Genomic DNA, 13849 nt, shown 5'->3' on the forward strand with positions numbered 1-13849 from the left:
CTGTCGGACGCCGACATCGAGGCCATGGTCAAGGAAGCCGAGTCCAACAAGGCCGAGGACGAGAAGCGCAAGGCGATGGTCGAGGCCAAGAACCAGGCCGAGGCCGTGGTCCACTCCACCGAGAAGGCGCTCGCCGAACATGGCGACAAGGTCTCGGCTGAGGACAAGGGCGCCATCGAGACGGCGTTGGCCGACCTGAAGTCGGCGCTGGAGGGTGAGGACGCCGAGGCGATCTCCACCAAGACCCAGACGCTGATCCAGGCCTCCATGAAGCTCGGCGAAGCCATGTATGCGGCCCAGCAGGGCGCCTCGGGCGAGGCTCAGCCCGACGCGAGCGGCGACGACGTGGTCGACGCCGAGTTCGAGGAAGTCGACGACGACGACAAGAAGTCGGCGTGACGAACCGCCCCATGGCGCGACGCCCCCTCATCGCTCACCAGGCTGTCAGGGTTGCGTCGCCGCCGGGCGATGACCAGGCGCCCCCCCGGTCCAGGCCGCACGATCTTGCGGCGGGCCGGGGGAATGCCCACCTTATTTTCTCCAATCATTCAGATACCTGACGCGCATGCGGGACTATTACGAGATCCTGGGCGTGAGCCGCGGCAGCGATGACGCCGCGCTCAAGGCCGCCTATCGCAAGCTGGCCATGGAGCACCATCCAGACCGCAATGGCGGCTGCGAGGACTCCGCCACGCGCTTCAAGGAGATCAACGAGGCCTATTCGATCCTCTCCGACGCCCAGAAGCGCGCGGCCTATGACCGGTTCGGTCATGCCGGCGTGAATGGCGGCGGCGGAGGCGGCCCCGGCGGGGCGGGCTTCACCGACGTGCACGACATCTTCAATGAGGTGTTCGGCGACGTCTTCGGTGACATGTTCGCGCAGGGCGGCCGCGGCCGCCGCAGCGGGCCGGCCCGGGGCCAGGACCTGCGCTATGATCTCGAGATCAGCCTGGAGCAGGCCTTCGCCGGCGCCGAGGTCGAGATCGTTGTGCCGGCCGCCGTCACCTGTGAAACCTGCGACGGCTCAGGCGCCAAGCCCGGCACCAGCCCCACGGTCTGTGGCGGTTGCGGCGGCGCGGGCCGCGTGCGGGCCAGCCAGGGCTTCTTCTCCGTCGAGCGCACCTGCCCCCGCTGCGGCGGCACGGGCCGGCTGATCCAGGACCCCTGCGCCACCTGTCATGGCCATGGCCAGGTCCGCAAGGAACGCACCCTGCAGGTCCGCATCCCGGCCGGCGTCGATGACGGCGCCCGCATCCGCCTGGCCGGCGAAGGCGATTCCGGGGCCCGGGGTGGGCCACGCGGCGACCTCTATATCTTCCTGTCGGTGACCCCGCACGAACTGTTCGAGCGCGACGGTCTCGACCTTCTGTGCACCGTGCCGGTGCCCATGGCCGTGGCCGTGCTGGGCGGCGAGATCGAAGCGCCCTGCCTGATGGGCGGCGAGAACTGCGACGGCAACTGCAAGATCCCGGTGGACGTCCCCGAGGGCGTCCAGACCGGCAAGACCCTGCGCCTGAAGGGCCGGGGCATGCCCTCCCTGCGCTCTCGCGAGCGGGGCGACCTGGTGGTCGAGATCTTCGTCGAGACTCCCACCCGTCTCAGCCCCCGCCAGAAGGAGCTGATGGCCGAGTTCGCCGAGCTCAGCGGCGAGCAGACCAATCCCAAGTCCTCGTCCTTCGTCGGCAAGGCCAAGCGCTTCTGGGAAGACATGACCGGCGGCTGCTGAGCCGTCCCCTCTCGCCGTCTCCCTCGGGCTTGACCCGAGGGTCCATGCGCACCGGGCCACGACGGGATGGCGAGAGAAGCGCGCCCCGCCCTGCGCCGCAGGCCGCTTTCAAGGGGTGACACGAAGAACACAAAGGATCGCGAAGGACACCAAGGCGAGGCCGCCGAACCCTTCGTGTCCTTGGCTGGCTCTGTGTCCTTTGTGACCCCGTTTTACCGCTACCAGCCCGTCGCCCTCGGACTTGATCCGAGGGCCCATGAACTCTGCGTCCGGCCGGTGTGCAGGGATGGTCGGGTCAAGCCCGACCATGACGGGTCAAATTGAGGTGCGCTGAGGCCTTTGGGGGGCGGCCACCCAGACAAGGCCCGTCCAGAGACGGCGGCCGTCATCCATGCTGAAGTCTCTGGCTGGATCACGCCGCAGGGCAAGACGGTCCATGACCGCCTGCGAGCGAAGATTGTCAGGCGCCGTATAGGCCAGCACTTCGTCAGCGAGGCGGCGGTCGAAGATGTCGGCCAAGGCTGCGTCGGCGGCCTCGGTGGCATAGCCGGACCCCCAGGCTGATCGCTTTAGACGCCAACCGGCGCTGAGGTGCTCGCCCAGCACATGCCCGGCCTTCGACGGCATGACCCCGCAATAGCCGAGCCAGTCGCCCGCTAGGGTCTCGACGGCCCAATGGCCAAAGCCGAGCTGATCGTGGGCCGCCCTGTAACGATCGAACTTCCGGTCGCTCTTCTCACGGGTCAGGGGGCGCCCGGCGTCCACCATCACCTCCGGATCAGCGTGCATGGCCGCGAAGGCTGGCCGGTCGGCTTCCAGCCAGGGGCGCAGGCACAGACGTGAGGTGGTTAGCATGGCGGAGCCTCCAGTCGCCCCCTACAGCTTGGCTGGTGACACACCTTCCCGCGACCCGCGGAAATCTAATGGACAGGCCCCCAGCTTGTCTCAGGGACACAAAGGCCAAGCCGCCGCCCCTTCGTATCCTTGGCTGGCTTCGTGTTCTTTGTGACCCTGTTTTACCGCCACCAGCCCGTCGCCCTCGGACCTGATCCGAGGGCCCATGAACTCTGCGTCAGGCCCGGTGTTCATGGATGGTCGGGTCAAGCCCGACCATGACGACGGAAAGTTGGGTAGATGGCCCTAGGCGGCCGCCTCCTACTCCGCCGCCTCCACCGCCCGGGCCGCCGCCTTCTGATCGTCATAGCGGAAGACCGGGCCGTCCAGATCGATGGCGGGGATATCGGCGCGCTCGACCCAGTAGTCCTGGGTGTGGCGCCATTCGGGCGTGTCGCCACACTTGGGCATCTTGTCCATGTCGCGCATCAGATAGCCCGGATTGAAATTGTCCGGATCGATCCAGGGGCCGCGGGGCATGGTCGCGCCGGCCTCGCCGGGATCGACCATCACCTTCTTGACGCCGCGGGCCTTCATGTGGCCGAGCAGCCGAGCCACGAAATCCCCCATCAGGTCCACTCGCAGGGTCCAGCTGGCGCGGAAATAGCCGAACACCCACACCAGGTTCGGCACGCCGGTGAACATCATGCCGCGATAGGTCAGCGTCTGGCCCCAGTCGACCGGCTGGCCGTCCACCTCGAAGGGGATGTCCCCCATCACCGACAGGCGGAAGCCCGTGGCGGTGATGATGATGTCGGCCTCCAGCACGTCGCCGGACTTCAGCAGAATGCCGTCCTTGGTGAAGCGCTCGATCTGGTCGGTGACCACCGAGGCCTTGCCCGACGAGATGCCCTTGAACAGGTCGGCGTCCGGCACGAAGGCCAGGCGCTGCTGCCAGGGGCGGTAGCTGGGGGTGAAGTGCTTCATGTCGAAGCCTTCGGGCAGGACCGCAGCGACGTTCTTGAGGATCTCGTCCTTCACGGCGTCGGGATATTCCCGGGCCATGTGGGCGAACATGCCCTGGTCCTTGAGGATCTTGCGCCGCACGATCTCGTGGGTCCACTCCTCGGGGACCTCCAGGTCGCGCAGGGTGTCGGCCAGCTCGTTGGCGTTGCGCCCCGTCGCGAAATAGGTGGGCGAGCGCTGCAGCATGGTCACGTGGCCAGCCTTGGCCGCCAGGGCCGGGACCAGGGTGGCCGCCGTCGCGCCCGAGCCGATCACCACCACCTTCTTGTCCGTATAGTCCAGGTCTTCGGGCCAGGTCTGCGGATGGATGATGGGGCCCTTGAAGTCGGCCATGCCGGGCCACTCCGGCGTATAGCCCTCGTCGTGGTGGTAATAGCCCTGGCACATCCACAGGAAGCCGCAGGTGAAGGTCAGGGGCTCGCCGGTAGCGGTCTTCACCGCGTCCACGGTCCAGAGCTTCTTCTCGCTGGACCAGGCGGCGTGGACAATCTTGTGGCCAAACCGGATATGGCGGGCCAGATCGTTCTCGGCGATCACCTCGTCCATATAGTTCAGGATCTCAGCCGATGTGGCGATCGGCGCCCCGCGCCAGGGCTTGAACCGGTAGCCGAAAGTGTAGAGGTCGCTGTCGGAGCGGACGCCGGGATAGCGGTGGGTGACCCAGGTGCCGCCATAGGTGTCCTTGGCCTCAAGGACCGCGAAGCTCGTGCCCGCCATCTGGTGCGTCAGGTGCCAGGCCGCTCCGACCCCGGAAATGCCCGCGCCCACCACCAGCACGTCGAAGTGCTCGACGCCGGTTGTCGCTTGGCGAGCCTTTGTCGCCACATCCACGCTGGTCATGGAAAACCTCTTCCCTTGTCGTTCCCTGCCGCCAGTGTGATCCCCTGGCGATCCGTGATCCCTGATGGAAATCAAGGTATGTGATCGACGATCACTTGGCGAGGGGGATGTTCGCCCCCTGACCCCTGCGGTCGCAGACCATCATCCAACGGGCGCGCCGCGATGCAAGCGCTTGACCGCCGAGGCGGCGCCGGCCACGGCATCCTCATGACGCCTGCGCCCCTCTGGCGGCCGATCCTGGCCATCGCCCTGCCCTCGATGTTGACCAATGTAGCCACCGCCCTGTTCGGCCTGGCCGACATGTGGGTGATCGGGCGCCTGGGGGAGGCCGCCGCCCAGGGGGGCGTGGAGGTGGGCGCCAAGCTTCTGATGACCCTGCTGATCGTCTTCAACTTCCTGAAGACCGGCACGGTGGCCCTCACCGCCCAGGCCGCCGGGCGCGGCGACCCCACGGCCCAGGCCGCCACCCTGGTCCGCGGGCTGGCCGTGGCGCTCGGAGTCGGCGCCGTGCTGCTGGTTTTGTGGCCCCTCGTGGTTCCGGCCGGGCTTTCCCTGCTGGGCGCCGGGCAGGAGGTCGCGCCCATGGCCCGGGCCTATGTGGACATCCGCTATGTGGGCGGGGTGGCCTGGCTGGTGAACGCCGTGCTGATCGGCTGGCTGATCGGCCGCCGCCAAGTCCGCGCGGTCCTGGTCGTCGAGATCGCCGCCAACCTGGCCCATGTGGCCCTCGATGTCGGCCTGGTGCTGGGCCTCGGCTGGGGCGTTGCCGGCGTCGCCGTCGCCACCCTGGTCTCGGAAGGCCTCAAGACCGCGGCCCTGCTGGCCATCTGCGCCCGCGAGGCGCCGGCTCGCCAGGCCCTGAGGCTCGCCCGCAGGCGCCAGACCTGGGCAGGGAGCGAGCTCACCGCCCTCTTCGCCCTCAACCGCGACCTCTTCATCCGCACCATCCTGCTGATGAGCGCCACGGTCATGGTGACCCGCGCCGGCGCCCAGCAAGGCGCGGTGGTCCTGGCCGCCAACGCCATCCTCTTCCAGCTCTTCATGCTGACCACGCTGATGCTCGACGGCTTCGAAAGCGCCGCCCAGGTCCTGTGCGGCGAGGCGGCCGGCGCCCGGGACCCGGGCCTGTTCGCCCGCTCGGTCCGCGCCCTGCTGATCTGGAGCGCCGGCGCGGCTGGCCTGATGGCCCTGGCCTACCTTCTGGTCGGCGCGCCCCTGGCGGCCAGCTTCTCCACCGATCCGGCGGTGACGCAGACCACCGGCCTCTACGCGCTCTGGGTCGTGGCCCTGCCCCTGGCCGGCGTCGCCTCCTTCGTGTTCGACGGCGTATTCATCGGCGCCGGCTGGACGCGGGCCATGCTGCTCAGCATGGCAGGCGCCCTGGCCGTCTTCGTCGCCGCCCTGGTCCTGGCGGCCCCCTTGGGCAATCACGGCCTCTGGCTGGCCTTCACCCTGTTCTTCGTCGCCAGGGGCGCCGGCCAGGCCCTGATGCTGCCGGGCCTGATGCGCCGCAGGCTGGCGGCCGCAAAGGGATGACCGAATCTGCCCGGGCGGCTAGCTTGCCGGCCTCATGAACGCTCCCTCTCCCACCCTGCCGGACGCGGCCGGCGCCACGCCGGTGATGGCCCAGTTCTTCGAGGCCAAGGCCGCTCAGCCTGATGCGCTGATCTTCTTCCGCATGGGCGATTTCTACGAGCTGTTCTTCGAGGACGCCCAAAAGGCGGCCGCGGCGCTGGGCATCAGCCTGACCGCCCGGGGCAATCACGGGGGCCAGCCCATTCCCATGGCCGGGGTGCCGGCCCATGCGGCCGAGGCCTATCTGGCCAAGCTGATCCGGGCGGGTTTCAAGGTCGCCGTCTGCGACCAGATGGAGGACCCGGCCGAGGCCAAGAAGCGCGGCTCGAAATCCATCGTCCGGCGCGAGATCGTCCGCGTGGTGACGCCGGGTACGCTCACCGAGGATGGCCTGCTGGACGCCCGCGGGGCCAATCGCCTGGCCGCCGTGGCGGTCCGCGCCGGCCAGGCGGCGATCGCCTCGGTGGAGCTCTCCACCGGCGAGGTGGAGTGCCTGGCCCTGGACGCCGCAGGCCTCGCCTCGGCGTTGGCGGCGCTGTCGCCCTCGGAAATACTGGTCCCGGACCGCCTGTTCGCTGACCCAGCCGCGGCCGAGGCCCTGCGCAGCGTCGGCGGCTTCGTCCAGCCCATGCCCCAGGCGCTCGCCGAACCCTCGGCCTCGGAGGCGCGGCTCAAGCGGCTCTATGGGGTCGAGACCCTGGACGGCTTCGGGGCGCTGAGCGGGGCGGAGATCTCGGCGCTGGGCCTGATCGCAGCCCATCTGGAGACTACCCAGGCCGGCCGCCTGCCGGCCCTGTCGGCGCCGCGGCGGATCGGCGAAAGCGAGGTCATGGCCATCGATCCGGCCACCCGCACAAGCCTGGAGATCGAGCGCAGCCTGGCCGGCGGCCGAGAGGGCAGCCTGCTGGCCGCCATCGACCGGACCGTGACGGCGCCGGGCGCCCGCCTGCTGGCCACCCGCCTGGCCCGGCCGCTGGTGGAGCCCGCGGCCATCGATGCGCGGCTGGATGCGGTGGCCTATTTCTGTGAGCGCCGCACCCTACGCCAGGACCTGCGCGGCCAACTGAAGTCCATGGGCGATATGGCGCGGGCCCTGTCGCGGCTGGCGCTCGGGCGCGGCGGGCCGAGAGACTTGGGCTGCCTGCGGGACGGGCTGGCCGCCGGGGCCGCCATCACCGGCCTGTTCGCCGCCCCCGAACCCCTCGACCCCGCCCCGCCGCCGGAGACGGCCCAAGCGCTCGAGGCGCTCGACCTCGCCCGACAGCCTGACCTGTCGGACCTGCGCGACCTGCTGGCCTCAGGCCTAGGCGATGACCTGCCAGCCCAGGCCCGCGACGGCGGCTTCGTCGCGGCGGGGGTCCGTCCCGAACTCGACCAGGCCCGGGCGCTTCGCGACGACAGCCGCAAGGTGATCGCCGGCCTGGAGGCGCAGTTGGCCCGCGAAAGCGGCGTAGCCCTGAAGATCCGCCATAACGCCGTCCTCGGCTATTTCGTCGAGGCCAGCGCCAAGGCCGCCGAACCGCTGATGAAGGCGCCCCTGAACGCCACCTTCATCCACCGCCAGACCCTGGCCAACCAGGTCCGCTTCACCACCGTCGAGCTGGCCGAGCTGGACGCCAAGATCGCCCAGGCCGCCGAGCGGGCGCTGGCCATGGAGGTCGCCGCCTTCGAGGCCTGGCGCGAGGCCGCCTGCCATGTCTCCCACGCCATCCAGGCCGCCGCCTTCGCCGCCGCCAGCCTGGACGTGGCCTCGGGCCTCGCCGAATGGGCCGATGAGGCCGGGGCTACGCGGCCCGTCGTGGATCGCTCCTGCGTCTTCGAAGCCACCGCCGCCCGCCATCCGGTGGTCGAGGCCGCGGTGCGCAAGACGGGTGAGCCGTTCACCCCTAATGACTGCCGCCTCGATGGGGCCGGCGCAGGCGCCGCAAGGCTCTCCATCGTCACTGGCCCCAACATGGCCGGTAAATCGACCTTCCTGCGCCAGAACGCCCTCCTCTGCGTGCTCGCCCAGGCCGGCTCCTTCGTGCCCGCCCAGGCCCTGCGGCTGGGCGTGGTGGACCGCCTGTTCAGCCGCGTGGGGGCCGGCGACGACCTGGCCCGGGGCCGCTCGACCTTCATGGCCGAGATGGTCGAGACCGCCGCCATCCTCACCCAGGCGACGCCCCGGTCCTTCGTGATCCTGGATGAGATCGGGCGCGGCACCGCCACCTATGACGGCCTGGCCATCGCCTGGGCCTGCGCCGAGGCCCTGCACGAGACCAACCGCTGCCGGGCGCTCTTCGCCACCCACTATCACGAGCTGGCGGTGCTGGAGGACCGGCTCCCCCACGTGGCCAACCTCTCCATGCGGGCCAAGGAGTGGAAGGGCGACCTGATCTTCCTGCACGAGGCCGGCCCCGGCCCCGCCGACCGCTCCTATGGCGTGCAGGTGGCCAAGCTGGCCGGCGTGCCGCCGGCGGTGGTGGCCCGCGCCCGCCAGGTGCTGGACCGGCTGGAGCGCGAGCAGGGCGCGCCGGCCCATCTGGAGGACCTGCCGCTGTTCGCCCTGGCCGTCGCCGAGCCTGACGCCCCCGGACCAAGCCTGGTGGAGGAAGCTCTGCGCGGCCTCGACCTGGACGGCATGAGCCCGCGCGAGGCCATGGACGCCCTCTACCGGCTGAAGGCGCAGCTTTCGTAGTTCTCCAGCTCCGTCACCCTCGGACTTGATCCGAGGGTCCATGCACACTTGCGCCCGCTCGGTGTTCATGGATGGTCGGGTCAAGCCCGACCATGACGGGCGAAAACTGAGCGTATGAGAAAGCCCACCATGACCGTCCGCACCTTGATGATCGATGTGGACGGGGTGGTGATCCGACACCCCGACGGCCTGCGCTGGGACCATGCGATCGAGACGGACCTGGGCGTTGATCCTGCGAAGTTTCAGAGCGCCTTCTTCGCCGTCCACTGGCCCGATGTGATGGCCGGGCGGGCGGGTCTGCACAAGCGGCTGGCGCTCGCCCTGCCGGGCTTTGCGCCGCACCTGACTCCGGAAGCGCTCACCGCCTACTGGTTCTCCAAGGACGCCCATCTGGACCAGGGTTTCCTGGATCAGCTCGCCGCCCTGAACGGCCGATACGGCCTGCATCTGGCGACGGTGCAGGAGCACCTGCGGGCGGCCTATATCTGGAACGAGCTTGGCTTGAAGGACCGCTTCGCCGAAATCCACTATGCGGCCGACTATGGCTGCGGAAAGCCCGATCCGGCCTTCTTCGAGGCCGTGGCGCAGCGCACCGGCCATGCGCCGCACGAACTGCTGCTGATCGATGATTCGCCGCGCAATGTGGAGGCCGCGCGCGCCTGCGGCTGGCGGGCGGGCCTGTGGGACGGGACCCGGACGGTGGCCGAGGTGATCGCCGCGGCGGAAGCCGTCTGAGGCCATCCCCAGCCCTCCCCCACATCCGTCATGCTCGCCCTTGTGGCGAGCATCCCTGTCGAGGGCGGGCGCAAACGTCGCGAGGGATCCTGGGCGCAAGGCCCAGGATGACGGTGGCGGGGGGCCGAGCTGGGCCCAGGCGACCTAAAGCATCGCGGGGATGACGCGGTCGGGCGGGCGGTGGCCGTCCATCCAGGTGCGGATGTTGATGATCACCTTCTCGCCCATGTCCACGCGGCTCTCCACCGTGGCCGAGCTCATGTGCGGCAGCAGGACCACATTGGGCAGCTTGAGCAGCTTGGGGTTCACCGCCGGCTCGTGCTCGAACACGTCGAGGCCGGCGCCGGCGATCTCGCCCTTGGCCAGGATGTCGATCAGGGCGTCCTCGTCGACGATCTCGCCGCGGGCGGTATTGATCAGGATGGCGTGGGGCTGCAGCAGCTTCAGCCGCCGGGCCGACAGCAGGTGGAAGGTGGCCGGCGTGTGCGGGCAGTGGATGGAGACCAGGTCCATCCGGGCCATCATCTGGTCCAGGCTGTCCCAATAGGTGGCGCCCAGCTCTTCCTCGATGCGGGGGCTCACCGGTTTTCGGTTGTGATAGTGGATCTGCAGGCCGAAGGCCTTGGCCCGGCGGGCGACGGCCTGGCCGATCCGGCCCATGCCGACAATGCCCAGGCGCTTGCCGGTCACCCGGCGACCCAGCATCCAGGTGGGTGACCAGCCGGTGAAGCCGCCGGCCTGGACCACATTGGCGCCCTCGACGATCCGCCGGGCGACCACCATGATCAGGGCCAGCGTCATGTCGGCCGTATCCTCGGTCAGGACGCCGGGCGTATTGGTCACGCTGATGTTGCGGGCCGCGGCGGCCGGCACGTCGATATGGTCGACGCCGGCCCCGAATGAGGCGATCAGCTTGAGCTGCGGCCCGGCCTGGGCGATGAGATCAGCATCGATTCGGTCGGTGATGGTGGGGGCGAGCACATCGGCGCGCTTCACCGCATCGACCAGCGCGTCGCGACTCAGGGGCTCATCCGAAAGGTTGAGCTCTGCGTCGAACAACTCTCTCATCCGCGTCTCCACCTGATCGGGGAGCTTGCGGGTGACGATGACTTTGGGCTTACGGGCGACCATGACCAAGTCTGCGACGGGAACCTTGCGGCGGGGCGCCATGGGCGCGCGAGCCTCAACCTGTAGCAAAGGGACCCAGGTGGGCCAAGGCGAGCCTGAGCTAAGCGAGACTTATCCTCACCTGCTGTCGCCGACGCGGGCGCTGCTGACCCTCTGCGCCCTGACGATGGCGCTGATGCTGGCCGCCCCGGCCCAGGCGCGGGAGGCGGGCGAAACGCCATCGGGCTTCGCGGTGCCCCGTTACCTGTCGTTGAAGTTCGGCGAGGTGAACGCCCGGGCAGGGCCCGGTGACGACCATCAGGTGCTGTGGGTCTACCGGGCCCGCGGCCTGCCGGTTCAGGTGGTCGCCGAGACCCGGGAATGGCGGCGGATCTGTGATCCGGAAGGCGGCCTGGCCTGGGTCCACCGCCGGGTCACCGACGGCAGGCGCAGCGTCATGAACCTGGCCGCAAACCCCCTGCCCCTGCGTCGCCGCCCCCGGCCGGAGGCGGAGATCACGGCCTATTTGAACGCCCGCGCCCTGGCCGCGTTGGATCGTTGCGACAAGGGCTGGTGCCGTCTCAGTGTTGACGGCGTCACCGGTTGGGTGACGGAATCGGCCGTCTGGGGCGTGGCTGACCCCGCCCAATGTCGTTGAGCCACGCCTTGGCCTCGTGCTAGGGCCTGACCCCTTCTGTTATCAGCCGAGCTCATAAAGGCGGCGTATGACCATTCACGAGGCCCAGAGCCGTTACGATCTGGAAGACCTGCTGGCCTGCGCCCGCGGGGAAATGTTCGGCCCGGGCAACGCCCAGCTGCCGTCGCCGCCGATGCTGCTGTTCGATCGCATCACCACGATCAACGACAATGGCGGCGCCCACGGCAAGGGCTATATCGAAGCCGAATTCGACATCAATCCGGGTCTCTGGTTCTTCGACTGCCACTTCATCGGCGACCCGGTCATGCCGGGCAGTCTGGGCCTCGACGCCATGTGGCAGCTGGTGGGCTTCTATCTGGGCTGGATCGGCGGCAAGGGCCGCGGCCGCGCGCTCGGATGCGGTGAGGTCAAGTTCGCCGGCGAAGTCACCCCCGACATCAAGAAGGTGACCTACAAGGTCGAGATGAAGCGGGTCATCAACCGCCGTCTGGTCATGGGCATCGGCGACGCCGTGCTCGAGGCGGACGGGAACGTGATCTATACGGCCGGCGACCTCCGCGTCGGGCTTTATCAGCGCTGAAGCGCCAGGAAACGGGAGCGAACATGCGCCGCGTCGCCATCACCGGTATTGGTATCGTTTCGTCCATCGGCAATGACGCCGACTCGGTCGCCGCCTCGCTGCGCGACGCCCGTTCGGGCATCACGGCGGCGCCGGAATATGCCGAGCTGGGCTTCCGCAGCCAGGTCCACGGCAAGCCGGATATCGACTGGGAAGCCCTGGTCGATCGCCGCGCCGCCCGCTTCCTGGCCCAGGGCACGGCCTTCGGGCACATCGCCATGGAGCAGGCGATCGCCGATTCGGGCCTCGGCCCCGATGAGGTCAGCCATGAGAAGACCGGCCTGATCGTCGGCTCCGGCGGCCCCTCGACCAAGGTGATCATCGAGGCGGCCGAAACCGCCAGGACCCGCGGCCCCAAGCGCATCGGCCCCTTCGCCGTGCCCAAGGCCATGAGCTCGGGTCCTTCGGCGACGCTGGCCACCTGGTTCAAGATTCGTGGCCTGAACTTCTCCATCTCCTCGGCCTGCGCCACCTCCACCCACTGCATCGGCTCGGCCTATGAGCAGATCCAGCTGGGCAAGCAGGACGTGGTCTTCGCCGGTGGAACCGAGGAGCTGGACTGGAGCCTGTCGGTCCTGTTCGACGCCATGGGCGCCATGAGCTCCAACTTCAACGATCGCCCCTCCACCGCCAGTCGCGCCTATGACGAGGCCCGCGACGGCTTCGTGATCGCCGGCGGCGCCGGCATGGTGGTGCTGGAGGAATGGGAGCGGGCCAAGGCCCGCGGCGCCAAGATCTATGGCGAGATCATCGGCTACGCCGCCAACTCCGACGGCTTCGACATGGTCGCCCCATCGGGCGAGGGCGCGGTGCGCTGCATGAACCTGGCCATGGAAGGTCTGGGCGGGCGGAAGATCGACTATCTGAACCCGCACGGCACCTCGACGCCGGTGGGCGACGCCAAGGAGATGCAGGCCGTACGCGACGTGTTCGGCGACGCAGCCCCGTTCATCTCCTCGACCAAGTCCCTGACCGGCCACAGCCTGGGCGCGGCCGGGGCGCAGGAGGCGATCTATTCGCTGCTGATGCTGAACAACGACTTCATGGCCCAGAGCGCCCATATCGAAAACCTGGACCCCGCCTTCGCCGACATGCCGATCCTGCGCGAGCGCCGCGACGGCGCCTTCGAGACGGTGATGTCCAACAGCTTCGGGTTCGGCGGCACCAATGGCTGCCTGGTGATGGCCAAGGCCAGCTAGGCTGGCGCGACCTGAGAATCGACAGAACGGCGAGGAAGCCATGGCTGACGACTACGACATGCCCAAGGGCGAACTGATGAAGGGCAAGAAGGGGGTGGTGACCGGGGTCGCCAACCACCAGTCCATCGCCTTCGGCATCGCCTCGCAACTGGCCGCCCAGGGCGCGGAGATGGCCTTCCTGCACCTGCCGGGCATGGAGCGCCGGGTCCAGCCGCTGGCCGAACAGCTCGGCGTCAAGGTCACCGCCCCGGCCGACGTCACCGACGACGCGGCCATGGACACCGCCTTCAAGACGGTGAGCGATGCGCTCGGCGAGATCGACTTCTTCGTCCACGCCATCGCCTTCGCCAACAAGGACGAGCTCAAGGGTTCGTTCGTCGAGAACACCACCCGCGAAGGCTTCCTGCGGGCCATGGACATCTCGGTCTATTCGTTCGTCGATTGCGCCCGGCGCGCGGCGGCCATGATGCCGAACGGCGGCTCCATCGTCTGCCTGACCTATCTGGGCGCCGAGCGGGCCATCCCCAACTACAACACCATGGGCGTGGCCAAGGCCGGCCTGGAGGCGGCCACCCGCTACGCCGCCCGCGACCTGGGTCCCAGCGACATCCGGGTCAACGCCATCTCGGCCGGCGCCATGCGCACCCTGTCGCTGGCCGGCATCTCCGGCGGCCGGGGCATGCTGGCCCAGGGCCGGGCCATGTCGGCCATGAAGGCCGACACCTCGATGGAAGGCGTCGCCGGCGCCGCACTGTGGCTGCTGTCGGACCTGGGCCGCTCCACCACCGGCGAAGTGGTGCATGTGGACGCCGGCTTCCACATCATGGGCATTCCCGACTCCGCCGAAGGCTAG

At 69.1% G+C, this 13849-nt stretch carries 12 protein-coding genes; 9 read left to right on the plus strand and 3 right to left on the minus strand.

Annotated features, from left to right (window positions below):
* Together V7702_RS08415 and dnaJ are read left to right on the plus strand one after the other, a co-directional pair.
* On the plus strand, window positions 1–399 hold a 399-nt coding region (locus V7702_RS08415; protein WP_335649668.1), incomplete at its 5' end, for an Hsp70 family protein.
* Window positions 400–565: 166 nt separating this feature from the next.
* Window positions 566–1726: a molecular chaperone DnaJ gene (dnaJ, locus tag V7702_RS08420; RefSeq protein ID WP_335649669.1), complete on the plus strand. Its 1161-nt coding sequence runs from the start codon at window positions 566–568 to the stop codon at window positions 1724–1726.
* 315 nt (window positions 1727–2041) lie between these two features.
* Here dnaJ and V7702_RS08425 read toward each other — a convergent pair whose 3' ends face one another.
* Window positions 2042–2581 carry a GNAT family N-acetyltransferase gene (locus tag V7702_RS08425; RefSeq protein ID WP_335649670.1) on the minus strand — a complete coding sequence of 180 codons (540 nt, stop codon included), beginning with the start codon at window positions 2579–2581 and terminating at the stop codon, window positions 2042–2044.
* 300 nt (window positions 2582–2881) lie between these two features.
* On the minus strand, window positions 2882–4426 hold the full coding sequence (locus V7702_RS08430; RefSeq protein ID WP_335649671.1) for a flavin-containing monooxygenase: 1545 nt from the start codon (window positions 4424–4426) through the stop codon (window positions 2882–2884).
* A 162-nt stretch (window positions 4427–4588) separates the two neighbouring features.
* On the opposite strand from V7702_RS08430, the gene V7702_RS08435 reads away from it, so the two are divergent.
* From V7702_RS08435 to V7702_RS08445, 3 genes are all read left to right on the plus strand, one after another.
* Window positions 4589–5962 carry an MATE family efflux transporter gene (locus V7702_RS08435; RefSeq protein WP_335649672.1) on the plus strand — a complete coding sequence of 458 codons (1374 nt, stop codon included), beginning with the start codon at window positions 4589–4591 and terminating at the stop codon, window positions 5960–5962.
* A 34-nt stretch (window positions 5963–5996) separates the two neighbouring features.
* Complete coding sequence (gene mutS, locus V7702_RS08440) at window positions 5997–8678, plus strand: DNA mismatch repair protein MutS (protein ID WP_335649673.1); 2682 nt, start codon at window positions 5997–5999, stop codon at window positions 8676–8678.
* 129 nt (window positions 8679–8807) lie between these two features.
* Window positions 8808–9413, plus strand: a complete 606-nt coding sequence (locus V7702_RS08445; RefSeq protein WP_335649674.1) for an HAD family hydrolase — start codon at window positions 8808–8810, stop codon at window positions 9411–9413.
* Between the two features lie 144 nt (window positions 9414–9557).
* On the opposite strand, the gene V7702_RS08450 is transcribed toward V7702_RS08445, so the two are convergent.
* The gene (locus V7702_RS08450; protein ID WP_335649675.1) at window positions 9558–10544 is read right to left on the minus strand and encodes a 2-hydroxyacid dehydrogenase; all 987 of its coding nucleotides are present in this window, start codon (window positions 10542–10544) and stop codon (window positions 9558–9560) included.
* On the opposite strand from V7702_RS08450, the gene V7702_RS08455 reads away from it, so the two are divergent.
* The 4 genes from V7702_RS08455 to V7702_RS08470 all read left to right on the plus strand — a co-directional run bounded on the left by V7702_RS08455 (window position 10543) and on the right by V7702_RS08470 (window position 13849).
* The gene (locus tag V7702_RS08455) at window positions 10543–11178 is read left to right on the plus strand and encodes an SH3 domain-containing protein (RefSeq protein WP_442958405.1); all 636 of its coding nucleotides are present in this window, start codon (window positions 10543–10545) and stop codon (window positions 11176–11178) included. The two genes, V7702_RS08450 and V7702_RS08455, sit on opposite strands and share 2 nt — an antisense overlap.
* Window positions 11179–11245: 67 nt before the next feature.
* Window positions 11246–11758, plus strand: a complete 513-nt coding sequence (fabA, locus tag V7702_RS08460; protein ID WP_335649676.1) for a 3-hydroxyacyl-[acyl-carrier-protein] dehydratase FabA — start codon at window positions 11246–11248, stop codon at window positions 11756–11758.
* Window positions 11759–11781: 23 nt separating this feature from the next.
* The gene (gene fabB, locus V7702_RS08465; protein WP_335649677.1) at window positions 11782–12996 is read left to right on the plus strand and encodes a beta-ketoacyl-ACP synthase I; all 1215 of its coding nucleotides are present in this window, start codon (window positions 11782–11784) and stop codon (window positions 12994–12996) included.
* A 40-nt stretch (window positions 12997–13036) separates the two neighbouring features.
* Window positions 13037–13849: an enoyl-ACP reductase FabI gene (locus V7702_RS08470; RefSeq protein WP_335649678.1), complete on the plus strand. Its 813-nt coding sequence runs from the start codon at window positions 13037–13039 to the stop codon at window positions 13847–13849.

The organism is Phenylobacterium sp., from assembly GCF_036963605.1.
GTDB lineage: Bacteria > Pseudomonadota > Alphaproteobacteria > Caulobacterales > Caulobacteraceae > Phenylobacterium.

Bases quoted from the DNA above. Each gene is read 5' to 3' on its own strand.
- dnaJ (WP_335649669.1), top strand. From the start codon at position 566: ATGCGGGACTATTACGAGATCCTGGGCGTGAGCCGCGGCAGCGATGAC.
- V7702_RS08425 (WP_335649670.1), bottom strand. From the start codon at position 2,581: ATGCTAACCACCTCACGTCTGTGCCTGCGCCCCTGGCTGGAAGCCGAC.
- V7702_RS08430 (WP_335649671.1), bottom strand. From the start codon at position 4,426: ATGACCAGCGTGGATGTGGCGACAAAGGCTCGCCAAGCGACAACCGGC.
- V7702_RS08435 (WP_335649672.1), top strand. From the start codon at position 4,589: ATGCAAGCGCTTGACCGCCGAGGCGGCGCCGGCCACGGCATCCTCATG.
- mutS (WP_335649673.1), top strand. From the start codon at position 5,997: ATGAACGCTCCCTCTCCCACCCTGCCGGACGCGGCCGGCGCCACGCCG.
- V7702_RS08445 (WP_335649674.1), top strand. From the start codon at position 8,808: ATGACCGTCCGCACCTTGATGATCGATGTGGACGGGGTGGTGATCCGA.
- V7702_RS08455 (WP_442958405.1), top strand. From the start codon at position 10,543: ATGACCAAGTCTGCGACGGGAACCTTGCGGCGGGGCGCCATGGGCGCG.
- V7702_RS08450 (WP_335649675.1), bottom strand. From the start codon at position 10,544: ATGGTCGCCCGTAAGCCCAAAGTCATCGTCACCCGCAAGCTCCCCGAT.
- fabA (WP_335649676.1), top strand. From the start codon at position 11,246: ATGACCATTCACGAGGCCCAGAGCCGTTACGATCTGGAAGACCTGCTG.
- fabB (WP_335649677.1), top strand. From the start codon at position 11,782: ATGCGCCGCGTCGCCATCACCGGTATTGGTATCGTTTCGTCCATCGGC.
- V7702_RS08470 (WP_335649678.1), top strand. From the start codon at position 13,037: ATGGCTGACGACTACGACATGCCCAAGGGCGAACTGATGAAGGGCAAG.